Origin of the sequence: Luteibacter sp. ME-Dv--P-043b, assembly GCF_030209605.1 — a bacterium.
Taxonomy (GTDB): domain Bacteria; phylum Pseudomonadota; class Gammaproteobacteria; order Xanthomonadales; family Rhodanobacteraceae; genus Luteibacter.
On the sequence record NZ_JARVRT010000001.1, the window covers coordinates 1 to 24,150 of the forward strand.

Annotated in this window: 21 protein-coding genes and 1 tRNA gene; 2 read left to right on the forward strand and 20 right to left on the reverse strand. The window is 64.8% G+C overall.

Annotation, left to right across the window (positions count from 1 at the left end; all coding sequences use genetic code 11):
• Nucleotides 1-180 precede the first annotated feature (180 nt).
• Nucleotides 181-2,448, reverse strand: coding sequence for a protease pro-enzyme activation domain-containing protein (locus QRN34_RS00005; protein WP_285400840.1), 2,268 nt, complete (start codon nucleotides 2,446-2,448; stop codon nucleotides 181-183).
• A gap of 380 nt (nucleotides 2,449-2,828) precedes the next feature.
• On the reverse strand, nucleotides 2,829-3,296 hold the full coding sequence (locus QRN34_RS00010; RefSeq protein WP_285400842.1) for an antitoxin Xre/MbcA/ParS toxin-binding domain-containing protein: 468 nt from the start codon (nucleotides 3,294-3,296) through the stop codon (nucleotides 2,829-2,831).
• Nucleotides 3,297-3,434: 138 nt separating this feature from the next.
• Between QRN34_RS00010 and QRN34_RS00015 the strand changes: the two genes are divergently transcribed.
• Nucleotides 3,435-5,285, forward strand: a complete 1,851-nt coding sequence (locus QRN34_RS00015; RefSeq protein WP_285400843.1) for a beta-galactosidase family protein — start codon at nucleotides 3,435-3,437, stop codon at nucleotides 5,283-5,285.
• An 88-nt stretch (nucleotides 5,286-5,373) separates the two neighbouring features.
• Here the strand turns inward: QRN34_RS00015 and QRN34_RS00020 are convergent, their stop codons facing one another.
• Together QRN34_RS00020 and QRN34_RS00025 are read right to left on the reverse strand one after the other, a co-directional pair.
• The gene (locus tag QRN34_RS00020) at nucleotides 5,374-6,156 is read right to left on the reverse strand and encodes a hypothetical protein (RefSeq protein WP_285400845.1); all 783 of its coding nucleotides are present in this window, start codon (nucleotides 6,154-6,156) and stop codon (nucleotides 5,374-5,376) included.
• Nucleotides 6,157-6,514: 358 nt separating this feature from the next.
• The gene (locus QRN34_RS00025; RefSeq protein WP_285400848.1) at nucleotides 6,515-6,961 is read right to left on the reverse strand and encodes a helix-turn-helix domain-containing protein; all 447 of its coding nucleotides are present in this window, start codon (nucleotides 6,959-6,961) and stop codon (nucleotides 6,515-6,517) included.
• A gap of 110 nt (nucleotides 6,962-7,071) precedes the next feature.
• On the opposite strand from QRN34_RS00025, the gene QRN34_RS00030 reads away from it, so the two are divergent.
• Nucleotides 7,072-8,346, forward strand: a complete 1,275-nt coding sequence (locus tag QRN34_RS00030) for an MFS transporter (RefSeq protein WP_285400850.1) — start codon at nucleotides 7,072-7,074, stop codon at nucleotides 8,344-8,346.
• On the opposite strand, the gene QRN34_RS00035 is transcribed toward QRN34_RS00030, so the two are convergent.
• The 16 genes from QRN34_RS00035 to QRN34_RS00110 form a co-directional block, all read right to left on the reverse strand.
• A complete protein-coding gene (locus QRN34_RS00035; RefSeq protein ID WP_185754441.1) occupies nucleotides 8,307-8,549 on the reverse strand; it encodes a hypothetical protein in 243 nt (80 codons plus the stop codon). The genes QRN34_RS00030 and QRN34_RS00035 overlap by 40 nt on opposite strands.
• Nucleotides 8,550-8,644: 95 nt before the next feature.
• A tRNA-Met gene (locus QRN34_RS00040) sits at nucleotides 8,645-8,721 on the reverse strand.
• A gap of 440 nt (nucleotides 8,722-9,161) precedes the next feature.
• Nucleotides 9,162-10,622: an NADH-quinone oxidoreductase subunit NuoN gene (gene nuoN / locus QRN34_RS00045; protein WP_036142424.1), complete on the reverse strand. Its 1,461-nt coding sequence runs from the start codon at nucleotides 10,620-10,622 to the stop codon at nucleotides 9,162-9,164.
• 13 nt (nucleotides 10,623-10,635) lie between these two features.
• Nucleotides 10,636-12,147 carry an NADH-quinone oxidoreductase subunit M gene (locus QRN34_RS00050; RefSeq protein ID WP_285400855.1) on the reverse strand — a complete coding sequence of 504 codons (1,512 nt, stop codon included), beginning with the start codon at nucleotides 12,145-12,147 and terminating at the stop codon, nucleotides 10,636-10,638.
• A gap of 14 nt (nucleotides 12,148-12,161) precedes the next feature.
• The gene (gene nuoL, locus QRN34_RS00055; RefSeq protein WP_285400857.1) at nucleotides 12,162-14,243 is read right to left on the reverse strand and encodes an NADH-quinone oxidoreductase subunit L; all 2,082 of its coding nucleotides are present in this window, start codon (nucleotides 14,241-14,243) and stop codon (nucleotides 12,162-12,164) included.
• 4 nt (nucleotides 14,244-14,247) lie between these two features.
• Nucleotides 14,248-14,553 (reverse strand): NADH-quinone oxidoreductase subunit NuoK, encoded by a 306-nt coding sequence (gene nuoK / locus QRN34_RS00060; RefSeq protein ID WP_036112219.1) that lies wholly within the window; start codon nucleotides 14,551-14,553, stop codon nucleotides 14,248-14,250.
• Nucleotides 14,550-15,215, reverse strand: coding sequence for an NADH-quinone oxidoreductase subunit J (locus QRN34_RS00065; RefSeq protein WP_285400867.1), 666 nt, complete (start codon nucleotides 15,213-15,215; stop codon nucleotides 14,550-14,552). The genes nuoK and QRN34_RS00065 overlap by 4 nt, the downstream gene beginning before the upstream one ends.
• Nucleotides 15,216-15,236: 21 nt before the next feature.
• Complete coding sequence (nuoI, locus tag QRN34_RS00070) at nucleotides 15,237-15,728, reverse strand: NADH-quinone oxidoreductase subunit NuoI (RefSeq protein WP_036112213.1); 492 nt, start codon at nucleotides 15,726-15,728, stop codon at nucleotides 15,237-15,239.
• Between the two features lie 5 nt (nucleotides 15,729-15,733).
• Complete coding sequence (gene nuoH / locus QRN34_RS00075; protein WP_285400869.1) at nucleotides 15,734-16,756, reverse strand: NADH-quinone oxidoreductase subunit NuoH; 1,023 nt, start codon at nucleotides 16,754-16,756, stop codon at nucleotides 15,734-15,736.
• Between the two features lie 3 nt (nucleotides 16,757-16,759).
• Nucleotides 16,760-19,072, reverse strand: coding sequence for an NADH-quinone oxidoreductase subunit NuoG (gene nuoG / locus QRN34_RS00080; protein ID WP_285400871.1), 2,313 nt, complete (start codon nucleotides 19,070-19,072; stop codon nucleotides 16,760-16,762).
• Nucleotides 19,069-20,412: an NADH-quinone oxidoreductase subunit NuoF gene (gene nuoF, locus QRN34_RS00085; RefSeq protein WP_036142441.1), complete on the reverse strand. Its 1,344-nt coding sequence runs from the start codon at nucleotides 20,410-20,412 to the stop codon at nucleotides 19,069-19,071. Before nuoF ends, nuoG begins: the two co-directional genes overlap by 4 nt.
• A 10-nt stretch (nucleotides 20,413-20,422) precedes the next feature.
• On the reverse strand, nucleotides 20,423-20,950 hold the full coding sequence (gene nuoE / locus QRN34_RS00090; protein WP_036142443.1) for an NADH-quinone oxidoreductase subunit NuoE: 528 nt from the start codon (nucleotides 20,948-20,950) through the stop codon (nucleotides 20,423-20,425).
• Between the two features lie 21 nt (nucleotides 20,951-20,971).
• Nucleotides 20,972-22,201, reverse strand: coding sequence for an NADH-quinone oxidoreductase subunit D (locus QRN34_RS00095; protein WP_285401204.1), 1,230 nt, complete (start codon nucleotides 22,199-22,201; stop codon nucleotides 20,972-20,974).
• 27 nt (nucleotides 22,202-22,228) lie between these two features.
• Nucleotides 22,229-22,957: an NADH-quinone oxidoreductase subunit C gene (locus QRN34_RS00100; RefSeq protein ID WP_285400874.1), complete on the reverse strand. Its 729-nt coding sequence runs from the start codon at nucleotides 22,955-22,957 to the stop codon at nucleotides 22,229-22,231.
• Nucleotides 22,958-22,972: 15 nt separating this feature from the next.
• Nucleotides 22,973-23,527: an NADH-quinone oxidoreductase subunit B gene (locus QRN34_RS00105; protein ID WP_036142453.1), complete on the reverse strand. Its 555-nt coding sequence runs from the start codon at nucleotides 23,525-23,527 to the stop codon at nucleotides 22,973-22,975.
• A complete protein-coding gene (locus QRN34_RS00110; RefSeq protein WP_036142456.1) occupies nucleotides 23,518-23,874 on the reverse strand; it encodes an NADH-quinone oxidoreductase subunit A in 357 nt (118 codons plus the stop codon). Before QRN34_RS00110 ends, QRN34_RS00105 begins: the two co-directional genes overlap by 10 nt.
• Nucleotides 23,875-24,150 lie beyond the last annotated feature (276 nt).

The window sequence follows — 24,150 nt, forward strand, 5'->3', positions numbered from 1 at the left end:
CCGAGCGCAGAGTGTGACCACCCAGCGCCTCCTCGCCGCGCCATACGAGCGACGGGCTCTGGCTCTGGCTCTGGCTCTGGCTCTGGCTTCGGCTTCGAGACGCCCCCGTCATGCGTGAAGAACCCAAAAAAAAGGCGCCCCTCCTCGCGGAGGGACGCCCGGTCGATCCTCAACCGCGGATCAGTTGGTCCACGAAGCCGTCAGCGACACGCCCGAGAACGCGGCATAGGCGTTCAGCATGACGTAGTAGGTACCGGCCTGTGGCGACGCCACGGAGCAGCTTTCGGTGTTGCCCGTGACATACGGGCGGCAGTCGTAGCTGGAGGTGGTCGGCGCCGAGCCGGCCTTGAGGTACAGGTCGGCATCACCCGTGCCACCCGAGATCGACACCTTCAGGTTCTTCGCGCCCGCCGGAACGGCCACGGTGTAGTTCAGCTTGGCACCCTTCGCCGCGGACAAGCCTGTTGCGGCCACGCCGTTCTGCAGCGTGTTGCCGTTGGAGGTGCCGCCCCCTGTACCGCCACCGCCCGTGCCACCACCACCGGTGCTGCCGCTGACCCAGTTGGCCTGGGCATACGTGTTGAGCTTGCCCACGTCGAAGCTGCCGAAGCCGGTGGCCTCGTCGAAGCCGGTGCCTGCCACGAAGCCATGGCCCTGGTAGCCGTTGTTGCCGGAGGTGACGTCATGCAGCAGCGAGGTCTGGGTCGGGAACGTCTGGTAGAACTTGGACGCCGGGAAGCCGATGCCGTTGTTCGCCGCCGACTCGATACGCGCAAACGCACCGACGAAAAGCGGGGATGCCAGGCTGGTGCCGCCCACCTGCTCGGTCGAGCCGTTGACGACGATCAGCGCACCGGACGCGGACGCCGCGTCGAAGGACACGTCCGGACCCACGCGCTTGCTGGAGCTGGACACCGACGACTGCCACGACGGAGCCGTCTCGTAGAGGCTGGTGCCACCGCCGGTCGCCCACAGGCGCAGGTTGCCGCTGCCGGTATCCGACAGCCCCTCGTTCCATACCGTTTCACCCGACCACGTCGTGCCGCTGGTGGACAGCTGCGTGCCGCCCACCTGGATGACGTATGGGGAACTGGCCGGTTCGCTGACCGAGTAGTGGGTCAGGTCGATCTTCACGGTACCGGCGGAATTGGCCACGTAGCCCGGCGCACCCGAGCTGGGATCGGTCGACCACTGGTACACGCCCGCATCGCCCGCGGCGATCGAGAAGGTCTGTCCTTGGGCCACGGCCTGCTGGAAGATCGCGTCGTCCGCGGACTGCGTACCGGACTGCTGGGCGGCTGTTTCGTCTTCGCCGAGCGACACGTTGATCAGCTTGGCGATGTTGTCGGTCACGGCCCGGTTGTAGCTGGCGGTGATGCCCGCATCCGTGATGCCCGATGAGCTCGAGTCGCCGTTGGCCGAGGTGTAGAAGATCAGCTGCTTGACGCCACCGGCCATGCCGACGATGTCCTGGCTGTCCAGCGCCCACTCGCCGTTGGAGTCCGCGTCGTTGGCGAAGGTGCCGCTGCCGACCTTGGTGATCGTCGCGTTGACCTTGGACAGGCCCGCACCCGAAGTAAAGGTGTTCAGGTCGGTGACGGTCTGGGTGATCGACCCCCAGGTGATGATGCCGACGGCCGTATTGGTCGCTGCGGGCATGCTGCCCGCACCGTAGATCGCGGCAAAATCCTGGGGCTTGTGCGCGGCGACGGCAGCGGCCGCCTGGGTGCGCATGTTCGGTCCGGGAACGACCACATTCTCCGGATGGTAGACGTGGTGGAGCGTGTGCTTGACGGAGACGTTCTGCAGGCCGAGCACGGCGTTGACGCTGTCGCCGAGTGCAGCGGGCACCAGGGCCGGGGCGTCGTTGGCGAAGAACTCGCGACCGTTCGCGGTGAAACGCTTGATCGAGGTGCGAAAGCCGTTGGTCGCCGCGCCAGCGTTACCGTCGGCGGATACCAGCAAGCGGTTGGGCGACACCTCGATGTTGGAGAATCCGGCCTGCCGCAGGTGGGCCACCACGGCATCCACCTGGGCCTGCGTGGGTCCGAAGCGCTCGGTGAACTGCGCCGGGGTGAGGAACTGGCCGAACAGCGCGTTGCCCGGCGTGGTCACGCCGGCAAGGAACGTCTGCAACTGATCGGGGTTGCGCAGCTTTAGCGCGACCTCGACATGCAGCGGATGGTCCGCGGCCATCGCGGTGACGGCGGCGCCTTCGATCCGCGGTGAGCCGGTCATGTTCAGCACGTAGCCGCCGGTTGGCGCGGCCGACGTGCTGCTGGTGGCCAGGAGAGTCTGCGTGTTCGCGGACTGCGACATGGCCGCCTGCGTATGGGTGCTGACCCAGGCGTCGTCCGCATGCGCGGAAAGGGAGGACATCGCCAAGGCGATAGCCACCGTCAAAGCCGTCTTGCGCGTTGCCCCGAAACCAAAAGCGTCGATCTTCATGGATGATCCTTCGTCTGCCCGTAAGTGGTCCACCGGAAACGGTGGCCCGATACATCGGCGTCCTGGGTCGAAGCGACCTTCTCGCCCCCTGGCACATCGGATCCCCTGCGCTTAAGCCCTTAAAACCGCAGGAAATCGCGAAGCCCCCCACCATTCCGCCCGTTCTCCCCCCTGTCATTACAGCCATGCGACGCTAAGCTTTCATCAGGCTTTCAAGGAGAACGTCGTGGAGCCAGGTCGAAGGTTTCGCGCGACGGAATGCACAAAAAAACGCGCCGGACGACAGGCCGGATGACGACGGACAGGTGCGGCGACGCGAACGTCCATGAAAACGCCCTCGTACGATCTTGCGTTCTTGCCGAAAATGCACATGCTGGTTGTCAACGACGACGTGCGTTTCGCGCCCTCGCCAGCAGGCTCGCCACGAACGCCCTGCCATGGGGAATGTCCACGAACTGCAGCGGCGCCCGGTGCTCAAGTTCGACATGCGGCGAGCGCAGCCACCTGCCCAGCCACGCCGCGGCGGCCATTTGCGCATCGGCCGGCAAGGCCGCCACCGGGTCGTGTCCGCGCAGCGTGTCGCCGAGGAAGACCGCCAGCGCCATCACCCCATCGGACTCCTGCGGCGTCAGTCGCTCCTCGTCGGCCAGCTTCTGGCGGACACCGGCCCGCACCAGCCCCAGGTACACCATCAGGTTGTCCTCACTGAGCCGAAGATCGCAGGCCAGGTCCAGGATCAGCGCGGGTGGCAGGCCACGCCGGATCAACTCGATACGCTCGAGCGGGGTGGCGCATGCCAGTTCGGCGTACACCGGCGATACGCCCTTGCGGCGCCTGGGAGATGCCATAACGAGCGGTCCGGATGGCGAGGGGTCTGCCACCGTGCCACGGCGACCGGGCGCAGTCTTGAGATCGACGACCGTTGGCCCTTGCGACGGCGGGATCGCCGTGTGTAACGTCGAACGACTGCCCTGCCGGAGCGCTGCGTGAAGCCACTACCCCTGCTGCTTTCCACCTGCCTGGCCGCTGCCGGCCTGCTGCCCGTCGCCGCTTCGGCTACGCCAGCCCATTTCACCGTGCAGGACGGGCAGTTCCTGCTCGACGGCAAGCCGTACGTCATCCGTTCCGGCGAGATGCATTACCCACGCATTCCGCACGCCGACTGGCGCGATCGCCTGCGCAAGGCGCGGGCCATGGGCCTCAATACGATCACCACGTACGCGTTCTGGAACGTGAGCGAACCGGAGCCGGGCCACTTCGATTTCACCGGCGACAACGACATCGCCACCTTCGTGCGCACGGCGCAGGAAGAAGGGCTCAACGTCATCGTGCGTCCCGGCCCCTTCGTCTGCGCGGAGTGGGAGTTCGGCGGCTTTCCCGCGTGGCTGCTGCGCACGGCCGGCCTGCGCGTGCGCTCGTACGACCCGCGTTTCCTCGCGGCCAGCGCCGCCTGGTTCAAGCGCCTCGGCAAGGAACTGGCGCCGCTGCAAGCCACCCACGGCGGCCCCATCCTGATGATGCAGGTCGAAAACGAGTACGGCTACGTCGGCAACGACGCCGACTACATGAAAGCGATACGCCAGCAGATGCTCGATGCAGGTTTCGACGTGCCGTTTTTCATGTCCAACGGACCCGGCCCCACCTGGATGAGCCGCGGCACACTGCCCGGCATGCTTTCCGTCATCAACTTCACCGGCGACGCGGTCAAGACGCAACGCGCATTCGCGCGATCGGCCACGTCGATGCAAGGCATGCCGAAGATGGCCGGCGAATACTGGAGCGGCTGGTACGACCGCTGGGGCGAAAAACACAACACACGCAGCAGCGACGAAGTGACCGGCGCGGTCGGCTGGATGCTCGACCACGACATCTCGTTCAACCTCTACATGGTGGACGGCGGCACCAACGTCGGCTGGATGAACGGGGCGAATAACGACGATGGCCATTACCTGCCCGTTACCACCAGCTACGACTACGACTCGCCCATCGACGAAGCCGGCCGGCTGACACCGAAATACGCGGCCTTGCGCAAGGTGATCGCGGCCCACCTGCCCAAGGGCGAGCGACTTCCCGCACCACCGCCATCGTCGCCGACCACGGCGGTGGCGCGTGTCGAGTTACGCGAGTCGATCGGCCTGCTCGACGCCTTGCCGACCCTGTCCCCGCATCCCCGTACCACCGTGACGCCGCAGGGCATGGAGACCTTCGGCCAGAACTACGGGCTGATCCTCTACCGAAAGAAGCTCGACAGCGACGCGCAGGGCAAGCTCGATGTGGCCGACGTACGCGATTACGCCACGCTGCTGGTCGATGGACGCCTCATCGGCACGCTCGACCGTCGCAAGGACGAACATGCCCTGCCCGTCGACCTGCATGCCGGCAGCACGCTCGACCTCGTGGTGGAAAACATGGGACGGATCAACATCGGCACGGGCATGGAAGAGGAATCCAAGGGCATCACCCAGTCCGTGCAGGCCGGCGGCGAGGACCTTACCCAGTGGACCACCTACCCGCTGCCGCTGGACAACCTCTCGGGCCTTGCCTTCAAGACGGGTGCCACACCCACGGGCCCCGCGTTCTGGCACGGCACGCTGGACGTGCCGACCGTAGCCGGCACCTTCCTCGACCTGCGCGGATGGCACAAGGGCAACGTGTGGATCAACGGCCACCACCTGGGCCGGTTCTGGGACATCGGGCCTCAGCAGTCGCTGTACGTGCCGGCCGCGTGGCTGCGCAAAGGCAAGAACGACGTGGTCGTGCTCGAGATGCAGGGCAGCGGCTCGCATAGCCTCGCCGGCATGGCGAATCCGGTTTTTTCAACCAAACCGGCACCGTGAGCGCGTTTCTTGGCGAAGCCGACTCGACCGCTCATCCGTGCGTTCCTGGCGCATAGCGGTCGCGCCTATTCATGTCATGGCTCGTTTATCACACGGCTTCGGTGGGTACCGGGGGCGGCAATCGCCTGCGCCGCCACAGGAACAACACGGCGCCCAGGGGAAACGAGACTCCGATGACCCAGGGGTTGTAGCCGTCTTTGAGGACAGATGCACCGAATAGCTGGAAAGACAGCGGGTCGAGACGGATATGACCGGTGGCCCAATTCATCCGAAGCGTCACCACGCCGAGCAGGGTGAAGAAGGCCCAGGTCCGCTTCCAGCAAAATTTCGGCGTGCGCACACAGATGACGAAAACGGCCAGGCAGAACACCGGAACCGCAATGGCAAGAAACAGCATCGCGAGTTGCGCGGGACCCTTCCCCGTCAACGTGAAGGTGCCGGCCTGCTCCTGCTCAGCCGATATCATCCACGCATGCAGCCCGATCACCGACGTCTTGCCGTCGCGGGTCATCAGCGTCGCCGTGCCGAGCATGCGCCGATCGGCGAATCGGTACTCGTACGTGATGTCGTAGCGAGTCTGCCCATCCTGCGAGAAGAATTTCGACCCGACCAGCTTGCTCTGATCGGGCTCGCCTTTAGGCAGCTGATCTGTCATCCGGGTAAGGGCACCGTCGCTCGCCTGATCGCGCAAGGCCGGGTCCATCTCGGCGCGCAGTGCGTCGTTGCGTCCTGCGTGCCAGTCGTCCAGCGCCTTCTTGGCGATTTCAGACTGCGGGTGAGGCGCGAACTTTGCGACCAGCGCATCCTGATTGCATCCCACCATGCATAGCGCCAGTAGCGCTGCGCTCATCCAACGCATCATCCGAGCCATGTCGTCCCCATCCTGAGTCCCTGATGGCGGAGAGTATTCATGGAAGAACGCCGGGCGCAAGCCGCCCTTGGATCCAGGCCGGTTACCGGATTCGTGTAGGCGAACACTGACAGACGAACGCCCGCGTGACCGCTATCTTGTCCAGCAAGCGCCGTGCTACCCGCACAGCGCGCCCCGTGCCACATCACTGTCCGCTCCCCCTGGGCAGTGATCTTCAAGCGGCGCCTCGTGCGCCGCTTTTTTTATGTCCAAGCCAACGCCCGCCATCGTGTAGGAGCCCACGATGTGGGCGATAAACCCGCCGCACACCAACGCCATCGCCATTCGCCCACATCGTGGGCTCCTACGCGCGCGCCTGTTACGTCACTTTCCGCACTTTAGTGGCCGCGGGCAGCAGCACGGAGCCATCGTTGGCCTGAGGCGCCATGCGCGGAATAGGCTTGCCCGTGCGCATATCGATCAGTACCGAATGCCGTTCGCCACGCTCGAACAGATGCTGTTCGCCCCATTGACGCAGCGCCACCACGACGGGAAACAGGCTTTCCCCCTGCTTTGTCAGCACATATTCCTGATAAGCCGTGCCGTCGGAGGCGTCCTGCGTCTGGAGGATGCCTGCATCAACCAGCTTGCGAAGCCGGCCGGAGAGGATGTTGCGCGCCACGCCCAAGCTCCGCTGGAAATCACCAAAACGGCGCATGCCATCGAAGGCATCGCGCACGATAAGCAACGACCAGCGATCTGCGACCAGATCGACAGCGCGCGCAACAGGACAAGGTTCGTCGTTCATGGCTTTGCGCGTCGGCATGGAATCGGCCTGCTTGCTAAGTGGGGATGGCTTCCGGTTGCATTTTAAAACTAGATGGCGCAGCCTTCAATCGGTTTTTTTCTGCAACCAGATTGAATGGACCTGACCTCATGAAGGCTTCTCGTGCCTCACTGCCGGACCAAGGCAACGTCCAGCCCCGGCCCCACGGCATGCCGCGCAGCCTGATGTGGCTGTTCGCCGTCGCGAGCGGATTGAGCGTGGCAAACGTCTATTACGCGCAGCCGCTGCTGGACGCGCTGGCGCGGGATTTAGGCATCAGCCATGCGACAGTCGGCGGTGTGGTGACAGCCACGCAGGTCGGTTGCGCCTTGGCCCTGCTGTTGCTGGTGCCATTGGGTGATCGCTTAGACCGTCGCCGCTTGATGGCGGTGCAACTGCCCGCCTTGGCGGTAGCACTGGCGACGGTCGGCATCGCGCCGTCCTCGCCGGTACTGTTGGCGGGCATGTTGGCCGTGGGCTTGCTGGGCACGGCGATGACGCAGGGCCTGATCGCCTACGCAGCCAGCGCCGCCACACCCTACGAACAAGGGCGGGTGGTCGGCACAGCGCAAAGCGGTGTGTTCATCGGCCTGCTGTTGGCACGGGTGTTCGCCGGTGGCGTCAGTGACCTGGCAGGCTGGCGCGGTGTGTATGTCTGCGCTGCCGTACTCATGCTGCTGATCGCGGTACCGTTATGGCGGCGACTGCCCCGCTTGCCTCCCGTGGCGAATCCGATGCGCTATTTGCGCCTGATCGCCTCCATGCTGACACTGCTACGCCAGGAAAAAATGCTGCAAGTCCGCGGGGTGCTGGCGCTATTGATGTTCGCGGCGTTCAACATCTTCTGGAGCGCGCTGGTACTGCCGTTGAGCGCACCTCCCTACAATTTCTCGCATACGATCATCGGCGCGTTCGGCCTGGTTGGCGTGGTCGGAGCCGCTGCCGCTACACGTGCCGGGCAATGGGCAGATCGTGGATACGCCCAGCGCACCAGCGCGATGGCGCTGACGCTGATGCTGCTGGCCTGGTGGCCGCTGTCGCTGATGGAAGGGTCACTCGGGGCACTGATGGTCGGCATCGTGTTGCTCGACCTGGGCGGCCAAGCGCTTCACGTCACCAACCAGAGCATGATTTTACGCAGCCGCCCCGAGGCGCACAGCCGACTGGTTGGCCTCTACATGCTGTTTTACGCCGTCGGCAGCGGGGTCGGCGCGATCAGCACGACGGTGACCTATGCCCACGCCGGCTGGCGCGGCGTGTGCCTGCTGGGCGCGGCGGTCAGTCTGCTGGCGCTGCTGTTCTGGTGGGTGACGCGGCGAACGGCAGCCACCGCGACGCCGGGCTCCTACCCTCGCGGAAACGTACCGATACGGCGTCTTGCATAGATGGCCAGACCGATCGGAAGGTAGCTCCACAGGTACACGCCATCGGGATACCCAGAATACGCTACTGCGAACGTCGGTATCAAAGGCATCACCAGCGCGAACGGCCAGATCAGGTGCAACAGCCGGTTGAACGAGACCACCACGATCAACACGCCGACGGCGACGGTCGTAAGGTTGGCGGCAACGATGGCATGCAGGGACATGCGGCCATTATGGCGCTGCGGCGGGCGTTGCATAACAAACGCCACAAAAGAAAACGGCGCGATCCCGGTAGAGATCGCGCCGTTTCATTTAAAACTGGTAGCGGGGGTAGGATTCGAACCTACGACCTTCGGGTTATGAGCCCGACGAGCTGCCAGACTGCTCCACCCCGCATCAGAGTCAGCAAGTATATGGATGTGGCCGGTTTCTTGCAAGCCCCTTTTTTACATTCGTGTGAAAAAGATGCGCGGCGGACCATGACACGACGCAAAACGCGACCTCGTGGCGCGCGCAACGCGGGATATTCGGGCCACACCGCACAAGGTCGGTAGGAGCGCACGATGTGCGCGAACCCCAAACAAATATGTCGCGAATGAAACCATGCGCCCCATGGATCCAAGGCCGTTCCGTGCGTCCGGTATGTGTTTTCCCCGGCGTCCGGAAACGCCTGCACGGATGCCATGCATGGCTTCCGTCGCCGTTGCCATGTCGAGGGATCGCGCACATCGTGCGCTCCTACCCCCAATGCTCCACATCACCACACGCCCCGGCGTCGTTCCAAAAAAAAGCGCCGGAGACCGGCGCTTTTTTTCACTGCAAACCGCCCTGCCCGATCAGCCGGCGAAGGCCTTCTGGCACCAGGCCAGCAGCGGTGCCCAGGTGAAGCCCAGGACCAGCAGCGCGAGGGCGTTGATCGACAGCACCCAGCGTGCCGGCGCGTCGGCACGGGCACGCACGTCGGTGCCTTCCAGCGGGGCGTCGAAGTACATCACCTTCACCACGCGCAGGTAGTAGTACAGGCCGACGATGGCGAACACGGCACCGACCAGCGCCAGCCAGAGGAAGCCCGCGTCCACGGCCGCCTTCAGCACCAGCAGCTTGCCGAAGAAGCCGAACAGCGGCGGCACACCGGCCAGCGAGAACATCACCAGCAGCATGAGGAAGGCGAACCACGGCGAGCGCTGGTTGAGGCCGCGCAGGTCGTCGATCTCCTCGCACTCGAAGCCCGAGCGCGACAGCACCAGGATCATGCCGAACGCCGCGGCGCTGGTCAGCGCGTAGCTGACGGCATAGAACATGGAGGCCGAGTAGCCTTCCGGACTGGCATTGACCAGGCCCAAGAGCAGGTAGCCCATGTGCGAGATGGTCGAATAGGCCAGCAAGCGCTTGAGGTTGGTCTGCACGATGGCGACCAGGTTACCGATGGCCAGCGACAGCACGGCCAGCGTGGCCAGCATCATCTGCCACTGCGGTGCCAGGCCGGTCGCGCCGCCCGCGGCATCGCCCATGCCGGTGGACAGCAGTCGATAGGCCATGCCGAACGCCGCCAGCTTCTGCGCCGAACCGATGAAGATGGTCACGGCGGTGGGCGAGCCCTGGTAGACGTCCGGAATCCACATGTGGAACGGCGCGGCGCCGAGCTTGAAGCCGATGCCGACGATCATGAAGACCAGGCCGAACAGCAGCAGCGTCTTCCACTCGGTGGTGACGATGGCCGCGTGGATCGTGTGCAGGTCGAGGCTGTGGGTGGCGCCGTAGATCATCGACATGCCGTACAGCAGCATGCCCGAGGCCAGCGCGCCCAGCACGAAGTACTTGATGGCGGCTTCGGAAGACAGCTGCGAGTCGCGGTTGAGGGCGACCAGGGCGTACGACGAAAGCGTCAGCAGCTCGAGGCCCAGGTACACGGTGACCAAGCTGCCCGCCGACACGAGGAACATCGTGCCGACGGTAGCGAACAGGGTCAGCGTGTAGAACTCACCGAACGGGATGGCCCGCTCGCGCAAGTACGGACGCGCATAGACGAAGATCACGGCCGTGATCAGCAGCGAGAACAGCTTCAGCACTTCGGCCACGCCGTCGCGGATGAACATGCCGCCGAAGGCGGTGACCGTGCCATCCGGCTGGCCGCTGACGACGAGGTACGCGCCGATCACGAGGACCAGGATGGAGAGCCAGTGCACCGCGCCCTTCTGCGCCGGCGCGAGCCAGGCGTCCAGGAGCAGGAGCACGCAGGCCGCCAGCACGAGGTAAACCTCGGGGAGCAGGATCAGGATGTCGTTGATACCAGGCATGGATAGTTCCCGCTCAGACTTTGGTGATGGCCAGCTGCTCGACGATCCGAGCAACCGAGGCATCCATCAGGTGGACCAGCGGCTCCGGCCAGATACCGAAGACCAGCACACCGGCGGCGAACGCGCTCAGCATGAAGATCTCGCGACCGTTGACGTCCGTCAGTTCCGCGACGTGCTTGTTCTTGATGTCGCCCCAGAGGACGCGCTTGACCATCCACAGCGTGTAAGCCGCGCCGATGATCAGGGTGAACGCGGCGAACAACGCGATCCACGGGTTGGCGCTGAACGAGGCCAGGATGACCATGAACTCGCCGACGAACCCGCTGGTACCCGGCAGGCCGCTGTTGGCCATGGCGAACAGCACGTAGAACGGGGCGAAGATCGGCATCACGTTGATGACGCCGCCGTAATCCTTGATCTGTCGGGTATGCATGCGGTCGTACAGCACGCCGATGCAGCTGAACATCGCGCCGGAAATGAAACCGTGCGAAATCATCTGGACCATGGCGCCCTGCATGCCCAGGCGTGCCGCCTCGACATTGTCCGAGTCACGCACCAGCAGGAAGGCGATGAAGATACCCAGGGTGACGAAACCCATGTGCGCGATGGACGAGTACGCCACCAGCTTCTTCATGTCCTGCTGCACCAGCGCGATGTAGCCGATGTAGCAGACCGCGATCAGGCTGAGCACGATGACCAGCCAGGCGAAGTGGTGCGAGGCATCCGGCACGATCGGCAGGCTGAAACGGAGGAAGCCGTAGCCACCGATCTTCAGCATCACCGCCGCCAGCACCACCGAGCCGCCCGTGGGCGCCTCGACGTGGGCATCCGGCAGCCACGTATGCACCGGCACCATCGGGACCTTGATGGCGAAGCCCAGCAGGAAGGCGAAGAACAGCCAGCTCTGCTCGGTCAGCGTCAGGTGCACGTTGGCCATGTCCGACAGCGCGAAGCTGCCGCCGGTCTTGTGGTACAGGTAAATCAGGCCGACCAGCATGAAGATCGAGCCGAAGAACGTGTAGATGAAGAACTTCAGCGTGGCATAGACGCGACGCGGGCCACCCCAGACACCGATGAGGATGAACATCGGGATCAGCATGGCTTCGAAGAACACGTAGAACAGCAACGCGTCCGTCGCGCAGAACACGCCGATCATCAGGCCTTCGAGGATCAGCATCGCCGCCATGTACTGGTGCGGCTTGTTCTGGATGACTTCCCAGGCACCCACGATCACCAGGATCTGGGTGAAGGTGGTCAGGACGATGAGCGCGACGGAGATACCGTCGACGGCCAGCGAGTAGTTGATGCCGAGCGAGGGAATCCAGCTCAGCGTTTCGTTGAGCTGCATCGTACCCGTGGCGGCGTCGTAGGCAGGCAGGAGGGCCAGGCTGGCGGCGAACGTGGCAACCGCCACCAGCAGGGAGATCCAGCGGGCGAGGCCTGGGCGACCGGAACCGGCCAACAGCACCGGGATGGCGCCGACGACCGGAAGCCAGATCAGCAGGCTGAGCAAGTGATTCGACATAGAGCTCGTTTCCCTTATTGCCCGATCAGCCAGTACCCGCCGAGAAGCAGGATAAGACCGAGGATCATGGCGAACGCGTAGTGGAAGAGGAATCCGGATTGCAGACGACGGGCGCCGCTCGCGATGCGCTGCACGAGGCCGGCCGAGCCGTTGACGATGGCGCCGTCGATGATGGCGGTATCGCCCACCTTCGACAGGCCTTCGCCCAGCTTCACGCCGCCCTTCGCGAACACCGCGAAGTAGAGTTCATCGATCCAGTACTTGTGGTCGAGCAGGTTGAACACCGGCTTCAGCGCGTTCTTCGCCTTGTCGGCGATCGACGGGTTGAACAGGTAGACGTAGGTGGCGACGATGAAGCCGGCGGCCGCGATCCAGAAAGGCGGCTGCATGAAGCCGTGCAGGCCGGCGGCCAAAGCGCCGTGGAACTCGTGCGCAAGCTCGCCCAGCACGTTGTTGGCCTCGTTCACGTGGATCGCCTTGCCGAACCAGTCGCCGAACAGCATCGGGCCGACGGTGAAGAAGCCGATCAGGATGGACGGGATGGCCAGCAGCACCAGCGGGACGGTGACGACCCACGGCGACTCGTGCGGCGCGTGCTCGAGGACGCCCGGCGTGTGGTGGCCGTGGTCGTCGTCGTGATGCGCGTCGTCATGATGCGCGTCGTGGTGGACGGCATGGACGTCGTGGCCGTGTGCGCCGTGACCATGGGCATGGTGCGCGACGGTGAAGCGCTCCTTCCCGTGGAAGGTCATGTACAGCAGGCGGAAGCTGTAGAGCGAGGTGACGAACACGCCACCCATCACGCAGAAGTAGGCGTACGACGCACCCCAGCGATGCGACTCGCCGACGGCCTCGATGATCGCGTCCTTCGAGTAGAAGCCCGAGAAGAACGGCGTGCCGGCCAGGGCCAGCGAGCCGATCCACATCGTGATCCAGGTCACCGGCATGTACTTGCGCAGGCCGCCCATGTAGCGCATGTCCTGCTCGTGGTGCATGCCCATGATGACCGAGCCCGCACCCAGGAACAGCAGCGCCTTGAAGAAGGCATGGGTCATCAGGTGGAACACTGCGCCGCTATAGGCGGACACACCCAGCGCCACGGTCATGTAGCCCAGCTGCGACAGCGTGGAATACGCGATGACGCGCTTGATGTCGTTCTGCACGATGCCGATCAGGCCGGTGAAGAAGGCCGTGGTCGAACCGATCACCAGGATGAACGACAGCGCACCTTCGGTGAGCTCGAAGATCGGCGACATGCGCGCGACCATGAAGATACCCGCCGTGACCATCGTCGCCGCATGGATCAGCGCGGAGATGGGCGTGGGACCTTCCATCGAGTCCGGCAGCCACACGTGCAGCGGTACCTGGGCCGACTTGCCCATGGCACCGATGAACAGCAGGATGCCGATCACCGTGGCGGCATCCCACGCGTGGTTCTGCGTGATCTGCAGCGTCTTGCCGACCAGCTCCGGGGCGTGGTCGAAGGCGGTCTGGTAATCCAGCGTACCCATGAAGTACAGGATGGCCGAGATACCCAGCAGGAAACCGAAGTCGCCCACGCGGTTGACCAGGAACGCCTTGAGGTTGGCGAAGATCGCCGTGGGGCGCTTGTACCAGAAGCCGATCAGCAGGTACGACACCAGGCCCACCGCTTCCCAGCCGAAGAACAGCTGCATGAAGTTGTTGCTCATGACGAGCATCAGCATCGAGAAGGTGAACAGGGAGATGTAGCTGAAGAAGCGCGTATAGCCCGGGTCTTCTTCCATGTAGCCGATGGTGTACAGGTGCACCAGCAGCGACACGAAGGTCACCACCACCATCATCATGGCGGTGAGGCGGTCGACCATGAAACCGACCGAGGCGTGGTACTTGCCGATCTCGAACCAGGTGTAGATGTCCTGGTTGAAGTTCTGCGCACCGGCGAAGACCAGCTGGTACAGGACGTAGAACGAGAGGGCGCAGGAGATGCCCACACCGAGGATGGTCGCGGTGTGCGCCCCTGCCCGGCCGATCATTCGTCCGAACAGGCCGGCCAGGATCGACCCCACCAGCGGTGCCAGTGCGATCGTCAGCAGGATTGAAAGCGAGAGACTCATCGGATCAACCCTTCATGCTGTCGATTTCGGCGACATTGATCGTGCTGCGGTTACGGAACAGCAGGACCAGGATCGCCAGGCCGATGGCGGATTCCGCCGCGGCCACGGTGAGGATGAAGAACACGAAGACCTGGCCGCCGACATCGCCGAAGAAGCGCGAGAAGGCCACGAAGTTGGTGTTCACCGCCAGGAGCATCAGCTCGATCGCCATGAGCAGCACGATCACGTTCTTGCGGTTGATGAAGAGTCCGGCGACCGCGATACAGAAGAGGATCGCGCCGAGGACGATGTAATGGGAAAGCGTGATCACTTGGCGTTCTCCTGCGTCGGGTCGACCACCGGGGCCGGTGCGGGGGCCGGGCTGACGGAAGCCATCGTTTCGGTGGCCACCTTCACCACGCGGACGCGGTCGGTCGCGTGCACGGCGACCTGCTGCGAGGCCGTCTGGTGCTTGACGCCCAGGCGCTGGCGGAGGGTCAGTGCCACGGCGGCCACCACACCCACGGTGAGGATCAGTGCGGCGATCTCGAACGGAAGCAGGAAGTCGGTGTACAGCGCCTGGCCCAGCCAGGCCACGTTGGATTCACCGGCCGGGTTGGGACCGAGCGTGTGCGCGTGCATGGCCTTGACGCCGATCATCGCCAGCATCTCCACCAGCATGACCAGCGCGACGATGATGCCCACCGGCAGGTAGCGGATGAAGCCCTCGCGGACCACCTCCTGCTTGATGTCCAGCATCATGACCACGAACAGGAACAACACCATGACCGCGCCGACGTAGACCACCACAAGGGCGATGGCCAGGAACTCGGCCTCGGCCAGCAGCCAGACGCAGGCCATGCTGAAGAAGGTCAGCACCAGCGAGAGCACGGCATGCACCGAGTTCTTCACGCTGATGACCATCAGCGCGCCGATGACGGCGATACCCGCGAACAGGTAGAAACAGATGAGTTGGAGCAGATCGGTATTCATCGCGTGATTTCTCCGGGCGCCTCAGCGGTAAGCCGCGTCTTGCGCGCGGGCGGCAGCGATGTCCTGCTCGAAGCGGTCGCCGATGGCCAGCAGCTGGCCCTTGGTGACCACGTTCTCGCCGCGATGTTCGAAGTGGTACTCGTGCACGTGCGTCTCCACGATGGAATCGACCGGGCAGCTCTCTTCGCAGAAACCGCAGAAGATGCACTTGAACAGGTCGATGTCGTAGCGCGTGGTGCGACGCTGGCCGTCTTCCGGGCGCGGGGCCGAGTCGATGGTGATCGCCAGCGCCGGGCACACCGCCTCGCACAGCTTGCAGGCGATGCAGCGCTCTTCGCCGTTGGCGTAGCGACGCAGCGCGTGCAGGCCGCGGAAGCGGTTGGACTTGGGAATGTGCTCGAACGGGTAGCGCATGGTGTACTTCGGGCTGAACATGTAGCGCATGGTCAGGCCCATGCCGGCGAACAGCTCGAGCAGCAGCAGGCTCTTGAGGTAATGGATAACGCGGGTCATGGCGATCAGGCTCCCGTGCCGAGGTGGACCCAGCCAAAATATTTCATGCAGCCGGCGACGAGGACCCAGACGATGGTGATGGGGATGAAGACCTTCCAGCCGAGACGCATGATCTGGTCGTAGCGGTAGCGCGGGAAGCTGGCGCGGAACCACAGGAACAGGAAGGCGAAGAAGAAGGCCTTGATGAACAGCCAATGGAAACCGCCGTGGCCCAGCAGGCCCCAGGATTCCGGGAACGGCGACAGCCAGCCACCCATGAAGAAGATCGAGGTCAGGAAGCTGACCAGGATCATGTTGGCGTACTCGGCCAGGAAGAACAGCGCGAACGGCGAGCCGGAGTATTCGACGTGGAAGCCCGCGACGATCTCGGATTCGCCTTCGGCCACGTCGAACGGTGCGCGGTTGGTTTCCGCGACACCCGAGACGAAGTAGATGACGAACACCGGCAGCAACGGCAGCCAGTACCACGTGAAGAAGTTGCCCGACTGCGCGTTGACGATGGCGGACAGGTTGAGGCTGCCCGTCAGCACCAGCACGCAGACGATCGACATGCCCATGGCCAGCTCGTAGGAGATGACCTGGGCCGCCGCGCGCATGGCGCCGAGCATCGCGTAACGCGAGTTGGACGACCAGCCGGCAAGGATGATGCCGTAGACGCCCATCGAGGTCATCGCCAGCAGGTACAGCACGCCGGCGTTGACGTTGGCCAGCACCACTTCAGGACCGAACGGCACCACGGCCCAGGCGGCCAGTGCCGGCACCAGGGCCAGCAGCGGGGCCAGGTAATACAGCGCCCGGTTGGCGTTGGTCGGAAGGATGACTTCCTTCAGGAGCAGCTTCACCACGTCGGCGAAGGCCTGCAGCAGGCCCGCGGGGCCGACCTTGTTGGGCCCCATGCGGACGTGCATCCAGCCCAGCACCTTGCGCTCCCACCAGACGAAGAGTGCGACGCCGATGACCAGCGGCAGCACGATCGCCAGGATGTAGAGGATCGGCAGCAACAGGTGGTCGAAGAGTTGATCGGCCATGGGTTATGCCTTGCTCACGGTGATGGCCGCGCCGTACGGGGGCAGCATGGCGGTTTCGGAATGCGCGGCTTCGATCCAGACGGCACCGGCCGGCACCGCCTCGTCGAACACCACGAGCAGCACGCTGTCGCCGATGCGCGCGTTGGCGCCATCGGCAAGACCCAGCCTGCCCGCCTCGTCCGCACCGATGCGGAGGGCCGCGGGGCGGTTGAGCGGATGCGCGTTCAATGCACCGGCGCGACGCAGAACCGCGTCGCCGCGGTAGATCGGCGTGGTGGCCAGGCGCGACAGCGTGACACCCGAGGTACGCGGGGCGAGCACCTGACGGAGGTCGGTCGCGCGCTCGGTCACACCCTCGCGAAGACCGGCGAGGTCTTCGAACTCGAAGCCGGGCACGTTCAGCAGGCCGCCCAGTGCACGCAGCACCTTCCAGCCCGGACGGGCGTCGCCGGGAGCCTTGGCGCCCGCGACCACGGTCTGGGCCGTGCCTTCGACATTGACCAGGGTCGCGTCGATCTCGGGCGTGAGGCCGATCGGCAGGATCACATCGGCCGAGTCCTTCAACGCCTCGCTGGCATACGCCGCGAAGGCCACCACGGTCTGCGCCGAATGCATCGCCTGCTGCGCGAGCGCACCGTCGGCGAAGTCGTGCGGCGGCTCGACGTTGTACAGGATGTAACCCTTGCGAGCCTGGGCCAGCATGCCGCGTGCATCGAGACCGCCCGAACCGGGCAGCACGCCCACGGACGAAAGGCCCAGCGCGTTGGCGCCGACCGGGATCTCGTTGAACGCCGCGCCGGCTGCCTGGGCGATGAAGCGCGCGATGGCACGCAACCACGAGGCTTCCGGATGGGTGACCGCGGCGTGCCCGAAGATCACGATGGCCTGGTCACCCAGTGCCTTGAACGCGTCGCGATGGGCGTCGGTGGTCTCGACGCCGTTCAGCGCGGAGGCCAGGGCGTCCGGCACCGTGGCGCTGTGCTCGCCGGCGGCCTTGGCCAGCACCAGCAGCTCGTCGACCAGCGCATGCGGCGCGGCCACCGACTCGCCGGCCAGCGGGTAGTTGAAGTTGAAGTGTGCGGGGTTGACCGCATACACCTTGGCCCCCTTCTTCACCGCCTGGCGCAGGCGATGGTTCAGCAGCGGCACTTCGTGGCGCAGGTCGGAGCCGACCAGCAGCGCCGCCTTCACCTTGTCGATCGAGGCGATCGGCGAGGCGAACGGCCGCGCGAACGCGTTGTCGGCGAAGTCGAGCTGGCGCAGGCGGTGATCCACATGGGCACTGCCCAGGCCGCGCGCGAGGCGGACGATCAGCTCGCCTTCCTCGTTCGACGTGGCGCCGTGCACCAGCACGCCGAGGTCGGCACCGGAGACGCTCTTCAGCGACTCGGCGGCCACGGCCAGGGCGTCGTCCCACGTGGTGGCGGCCCACTGCCCGTTGCGCTTGACCATCGGCGTCTTCACGCGATCGGCGGCGTACAGGCCCTGGTGGCTGTAGCGGTCGCGGTCGGACAGCCAGCACTCGTTGATCGTTTCGTTGTCGCGCGGCACCGTGCGCAGCACTTCGCCGCGGCGCGCATGCAGCCACAGGTTGGAGCCGAGCGCGTCGTGGTAGGCCACCGACGGACGGGCGATCAGCTCCCAGGCGCGTGCCTGGAACTGAAACGGCTTGTTGGTCAGCGCGCCCACCGGGCAGACGTCGATGATGTTGCCCGACAGCTCGCTCTCGATGGTCTTGCCGATGTAGGTGCCGATCTCGAGGTTTTCACCGCGGCTCATGCCACCCAGTTCGTACGTGCCGGCGATCTCGCTGGTGAAGCGGACGCAGCGCGTGCACTGGATGCAGCGGGTCATCTCGGTGGCGATCAGCGGCCCGATGTTCTCGTCGGCGACCGTGCGCTTCCGCTCGGTATAGCGGGACACCGAGCGGCCGTAGCCCAGCGAGACGTCCTGCAGTTCGCATTCGCCGCCCTGGTCGCAGATCGGGCAGTCCAGCGGATGGTTGATCAGCAGGAATTCCATCACGTTGCGCTGCGACTTCAGCGCCTTGTCCGAGCGCGTGAACACCTTCATGCCCTCGCCCACCGGCGTGGCGCAGGCCGGTGCCGGCTTGGGCATCTTCTCGATTTCCACCAGGCACATGCGGCAGTTGGCGGCGATCGGAAGCTTGCGGTGGTAGCAGAAGCGCGGGATGGCGATACCGACGGCATCCGCCGCCTGGATGATCATCGACCCCTTGGCTACCTGCACCGGTACGCCGTCGATCTCGACATTGACGAGATCCGGCGCGGCATTGGCTACGGGCTGCGCACTCATGCAGCGACTCCAGTGGTGACCGTGCCGGCGGGGCCGTCGACGATCGACCGGCCATGCGTCACGTAGTATTCGAATTCGTGCCAGAAGTGGAACAGGAAGCCCTGCACCGGCCACGCCGCGGCTTCGCCGAACGCGCAGATGGTGTGGCCCTCGATCTGGCCCGCGATGGCCTTGAGGCGGTGCAGGTCGTCTTCCGTGCCCTTGCCGTCCACGATGCGCGAAAGCACCCGGTGCATCCAGCCGGTGCCTTCGCGGCACGGGGTGCACTGACCACACGACTCGGCCATGTAGAAGCGCGAGATGCGATGGCACGCACGCACCATGCAGGTGGTGTCGTCCATCACGATGACCGCGCCAGAGCCCAGGCCCGAACCCGCCTTCTGCAGCGAGTCGTAGTCCATGGTGCATTCCATGATCTTCTCGGCCGGCAGCACCTTCATCGACGAGCCGCCCGGGATGCAGGCCTTGAGCTTACGGCCTTCGCGCATGCCGCCGGCCATCTGCAGCAGGTCGGCGAACGGCGTGCCCAGCTTGATCTCGAAGTTGCCCGGCTTGGCCACGTGGCCGGACACCGAGAAGATCTTCGGGCCGCCATTGTTCGGCTTGCCGATGTTGAGGAACCACTCCGCACCGTTGCGCAGGATGGCCGGCACCGAGGCGTAGGTCTCGGTGTTGTTGATCGTGGTCGGACGACCGTACAGGCCGAAGCCGGCCGGGAACGGCGGCTTGAAGCGCGGCTGGCCCTTCTTGCCTTCCAACGATTCCATCAGCGCGGTTTCTTCGCCGCAGATGTACGCGCCGGCGCCCAGCGCGTTGTAGATGTCGACGTCGATGCCCGTGCCGCCGATATCCTTGCCGAGCAGGCCGGCTGCGTAGGCTTCCGCCAGCGCTTCCTCGATGTGCTCGAACGGCTCGTGGTGGAACTCGCCGCGCAGGTAGTTGTAGGCGACGGTCGAACCGGTGCAGTAGCACGCGATCGCCAGGCCTTCGATGACCGCATGCGGGTTGAAGCGCAGGATGTCACGGTCCTTGCAGGTGCCCGGCTCGGATTCGTCCGAGTTGCACAGGATGTACTTCTGACCCGGTGCCGTGCGCGGCATGAAGGACCACTTCAGGCCCGTCGGGAAGCCGGCGCCGCCGCGACCGCGCAGCGCGCTCTTCTTGATCTCTTCGATCAGCGCGGCGGGGTCCGGCTTTTCGGCCAGGATCTTGCGCCATGCCTTGTAGCCGTCCATCTTCTCGTAGCTGTCGAGCGCCCAGGGCTTCTCGAAATGCAACGTGGTGTAGACGACCTGGTGTTCCTGTGGTGCGGGTCCGACCGGACCAGTGGTGCTAGCCATTGCCCTTACCTCACTTCAGACCGTCGAGGATCGCGTCGACCGATTCGGTCGTCAGCTTCTCGTGGTAATGACCATTGACCACCATCATCGGCGCACCGGCACACGCGGCCAGGCATTCCTCTTCCTGCTTGAGGTAGACGCGACCGTCGGCGGTGCTTTCGCCCGTCCTGATGCCCAGCTTCTTCTCGCAATGGCGCACGAGGCCCTCGGCCCCGTTCAGCCAGCACGAGATGTTGGTGCAGATGGCGACGTTGTTGCGGCCGACCGGCGAGGTCTCGAACATCGAGTAGAAGCTGGCGACCTCGTAGGCCCAGATCGGCGGCAGGTCGAGGTATTTGGCGACCGCGGTGATCAGCTCGTCGGTCAGGTAGCCGACATTCTGTTCCTGCGCCGCCATCAGCGACTGGATGAGGGCCGAACGCTTGCGGTCGGGCGGAAACTTGGACACCCAGTGGTCGATGTGCTGACGGGTGTGATCGTTGAGCACGGCAAGGGGATCGACGTCCTTGACCTGCTCGAAATGACCGGTGGCTTTCATGATTCAGTTCACTCCGTCGACTTAGCGGTCGACTTCGCCGAAGACGAGATCGTAGGTGCCAATCATCGCGACGACGTCGGCGAGCATGTGGCCCCTCACGATCGCGTCCATGGAAGACAGGTGCGCGAAGCCGGGCGCGCGCAGGTGCACGCGGAAGGGCTTGTTGGCACCGTCGGACACGAGGTAGCAGCCGAATTCGCCCTTGGGCGCCTCGACCGCGGCGTAGGTTTCGCCGGCGGGTACGCCGTAGCCTTCGGTGAAGAGTTTGAAGTGATGGATGAGCGCTTCCATGTCGTTCTTCATTTCTTCACGGCTGGGCGGTGCGACCTTGTAGTTCTGCACCATGACCGGACCGGGGTTGGCCTTGAGCCAGGCCACGCACTGCTTGATGATCGCGTTGGACTGGCGCATTTCCTCGACGCGGACCAGGTAGCGGTCGTAGCAGTCGCCGTTGACGCCCACCGGGATATCGAAATCCATGTCCGCGTAGGCGGCGTACGGCTGCTTCTTGCGCAGGTCCCAGGCGATACCCGAGCCGCGCAGCATCGCGCCGGTCATGCCCCAGGCCTGGGCCTTCTCGGGCGGAATGACGCCGATGCCCACCGTACGCTGCTTCCAGATACGGTTGTTGGTCAGCAGCGATTCGTATTCGTCGACGCGCGCCGGGAAGTCGTTGGTGAACTCCGTGAGGTAGTCCAGCATCGAGCCTTCGCGCCAGGCGTTCAGGCGCTTGAGGTCGCCACCCTTGTGCCAGGGCGACTCGCGGTACTTCGACATCTGCTCGGGCAGGTCGCGGTAGACGCCGCCCGGACGGTAGTACGTGGCGTGCATGCGCGCGCCGGACACCGCCTCGTAGACGTCCATCAGTTCCTCGCGCTCACGGAACGCATAGAGGAACACGGCCATGGCGCCCAGATCGAGCGCGTTCGAACCCACCCACATGAGGTGGTTGAGGATGCGGGTGATCTCGTCGAACATGGTGCGGATGTACTGCGCACGCACCGGCGCCTCGATCCCCATCAGGTTCTCGATGGCGCGCACGTAGGCGTGCTCGTTGCACATCATCGACACGTAGTCGAGGCGGTCCATGTAACCGATGGACTGGTTGAACGGCTTGGACTCGGCCAGCTTCTCGGTGCCACGGTGCAGCAGGCCGATGTGCGGATCGGCGCGCACGATGGTCTCGCCGTCCATCTCCAGCACCAGGCGCAGCACGCCGTGCGCAGCGGGATGCTGCGGGCCGAAGTTCATCGTGTAATTGCGGATTTCTTCCACGGCTTAGTTCTCCCGCCAGTGATCGGCGGATTCCGCCCTGGCCTGATCGAGGTCGGCATCGTTGCGGATCGTGCGCGGCACCAGCACGCGCGGCTCGATCGAGACCGGTTCGTAGACGACACGCTTCTGCTCGGGGTCGTAGCGGACCTCGACATTGCCGATGAGCGGGAAATCCTTGCGGAACGGATGGCCGACGAAGCCATAGTCCGTGAGGATGCGGCGCAGGTCGGGGTGGCCGTCGAAGATGATGCCGAACAGGTCGAAGGTTTCGCGCTCGAACCAGTCGGCACCCGGGAAGATCGGCGTGATCGACGGCACCACCGGGAACGCGTCGTCCTCGCAGAACGCGCGCAGGCGGATGCGCTGGTTCAGCTCGATCGACAGCAGGTGGATGATGGCGGCATAGCGACGCGGCTGCTCGACCTGGCGCGGACGCTCCGCCCAGGTGAAGCGGCCGGCGCCCTGCCCTTCGACACCGCGCGAGAAGCTTTCGCCGTGCGCGGTGTCGGTATCCCACTCGGTCTGGCCGTAGCTGAGGTAATCGATACCGCAGACGTCGATGACGATGGTGAAGCGGAAGCCGGTCTCGTCGCGCAGCGCCGTGGCGACGGCGGTCAGGTCGCGCGGGGACACCTCGGCGGTGACCTCGTTGCGCTCGACCTTCACCGTCAGCATGTCGCCGAAACGCGCGGCGAGCCGTTCGACCAGCGAGGTCTCGTTAGTAACGCTCATGTTCGAAAGCCCTGTTCAGCGCGCGATCGTGTGGGTGCGGCGGATCTTTTTCTGCAGCTGCAGGATGCCGTGGATCAGCGCTTCGGCCGTCGGCGGGCAACCCGGCACGTAGATGTCCACCGGCACGATGCGATCGCAGCCGCGCACGACCGAATACGAATAGTGGTAGTACCCGCCGCCGTTGGCGCAGGAACCCATCGAGATGACCCACTTCGGCTCGGGCATCTGGTCGTACACCTTGCGCAGCGCCGGAGCCATCTTGTTGACCAGCGTGCCGGCCACGATCATGACGTCGGACTGGCGCGGGCTGGGACGGAACACGACGCCGAAGCGGTCGAGGTCGAGGCGCGCGGCACCCGCGTGCATCATCTCGACCGCGCAGCAGGCCAGGCCGAAGGTCATCGGCCACATGGAGCCGGTGCGCGCCCAGTTCATCAGGGCGTCGATGCTGGTCACGCCGAAACCGCGGTTGGCCACCGGCGCGTCGCCGTTGGGACGCAGGATGTCGTCGACGAGGTTGAGCGGCGCCGGGTTGTGCATCACCCGGTCGATGGTGGTCATCACTCCCATTCGAGCGCTCCCTTCTTCCAGACGTAAGCGAAGCCGACGACGAGCAGCGCGAGGAACAGCGCCATCTCGACCAGGGCGATCAGGCCGATCTTGTCGAACACCACCGCCCACGGGAACAGGAAGGCGATTTCGAGATCGAAGATGATGAAGAGGATGGCGATGAGGTAGTAGCGCACGTCGAACTTCATGCGCGCGTCCTCGAAGGCCTCGAAGCCGCACTCGTAGGGCGAGAGCTTCTCGGCGTCGGGACGACGCGGGCCGGCGAGCATGCCGAGCGTCATGAGCACGACGCCCAGGCCGACAGCGACGCCGATGAACAACAGGACGGGCCAATATTGGGCAAGCACGATGCTGCGTACCTCCGCGCCTCACTGGGCGCATCAGTGACCGTCGACGGGGACGAGCGGTCCGGCTAGGGTCGCCGAAGCTTTTTTCGAATCGATCCAAACGGGCCGATCCGTGTCGACGCGATGGGCGCGCCAACGACTCCGGATATCCACAATCTCACGTTGGGGAACCGGACTATTGTACCAGTGCGTGCAGGTATACCTACAAGCCTTAATGCGGGAAAAACATCGCCGTAAGGCGGAAAAGCGGTAGCCGCGACGCATTCGCACGCTTTT

What these genes read in the sequence shown, in the direction of transcription:
- nuoN (WP_036142424.1), bottom strand. Translation starts at nt 10,622, where the DNA reads ATGCCTGGTATCAACGACATCCTGATCCTGCTCCCCGAGGTTTACCTC.
- nuoF (WP_036142441.1), bottom strand. Translation starts at nt 20,412, where the DNA reads ATGGCTAGCACCACTGGTCCGGTCGGACCCGCACCACAGGAACACCAG.
- nuoG (WP_285400871.1), bottom strand. Translation starts at nt 19,072, where the DNA reads ATGAGTGCGCAGCCCGTAGCCAATGCCGCGCCGGATCTCGTCAATGTC.
- nuoE (WP_036142443.1), bottom strand. Translation starts at nt 20,950, where the DNA reads ATGAAAGCCACCGGTCATTTCGAGCAGGTCAAGGACGTCGATCCCCTT.
- QRN34_RS00010 (WP_285400842.1), bottom strand. Translation starts at nt 3,296, where the DNA reads ATGGCATCTCCCAGGCGCCGCAAGGGCGTATCGCCGGTGTACGCCGAA.
- QRN34_RS00050 (WP_285400855.1), bottom strand. Translation starts at nt 12,147, where the DNA reads ATGTCGAATCACTTGCTCAGCCTGCTGATCTGGCTTCCGGTCGTCGGC.
- QRN34_RS00005 (WP_285400840.1), bottom strand. Translation starts at nt 2,448, where the DNA reads ATGAAGATCGACGCTTTTGGTTTCGGGGCAACGCGCAAGACGGCTTTG.
- nuoL (WP_285400857.1), bottom strand. Translation starts at nt 14,243, where the DNA reads ATGAGTCTCTCGCTTTCAATCCTGCTGACGATCGCACTGGCACCGCTG.
- QRN34_RS00030 (WP_285400850.1), top strand. Translation starts at nt 7,072, where the DNA reads ATGAAGGCTTCTCGTGCCTCACTGCCGGACCAAGGCAACGTCCAGCCC.
- QRN34_RS00100 (WP_285400874.1), bottom strand. Translation starts at nt 22,957, where the DNA reads ATGAGCGTTACTAACGAGACCTCGCTGGTCGAACGGCTCGCCGCGCGT.
- QRN34_RS00035 (WP_185754441.1), bottom strand. Translation starts at nt 8,549, where the DNA reads ATGTCCCTGCATGCCATCGTTGCCGCCAACCTTACGACCGTCGCCGTC.
- QRN34_RS00020 (WP_285400845.1), bottom strand. Translation starts at nt 6,156, where the DNA reads ATGGCTCGGATGATGCGTTGGATGAGCGCAGCGCTACTGGCGCTATGC.
- nuoH (WP_285400869.1), bottom strand. Translation starts at nt 16,756, where the DNA reads ATGGCCGATCAACTCTTCGACCACCTGTTGCTGCCGATCCTCTACATC.
- QRN34_RS00095 (WP_285401204.1), bottom strand. Translation starts at nt 22,201, where the DNA reads ATGAACTTCGGCCCGCAGCATCCCGCTGCGCACGGCGTGCTGCGCCTG.
- QRN34_RS00105 (WP_036142453.1), bottom strand. Translation starts at nt 23,527, where the DNA reads ATGGGAGTGATGACCACCATCGACCGGGTGATGCACAACCCGGCGCCG.
- nuoI (WP_036112213.1), bottom strand. Translation starts at nt 15,728, where the DNA reads ATGACCCGCGTTATCCATTACCTCAAGAGCCTGCTGCTGCTCGAGCTG.
- QRN34_RS00065 (WP_285400867.1), bottom strand. Translation starts at nt 15,215, where the DNA reads ATGAATACCGATCTGCTCCAACTCATCTGTTTCTACCTGTTCGCGGGT.
- QRN34_RS00025 (WP_285400848.1), bottom strand. Translation starts at nt 6,961, where the DNA reads ATGCCGACGCGCAAAGCCATGAACGACGAACCTTGTCCTGTTGCGCGC.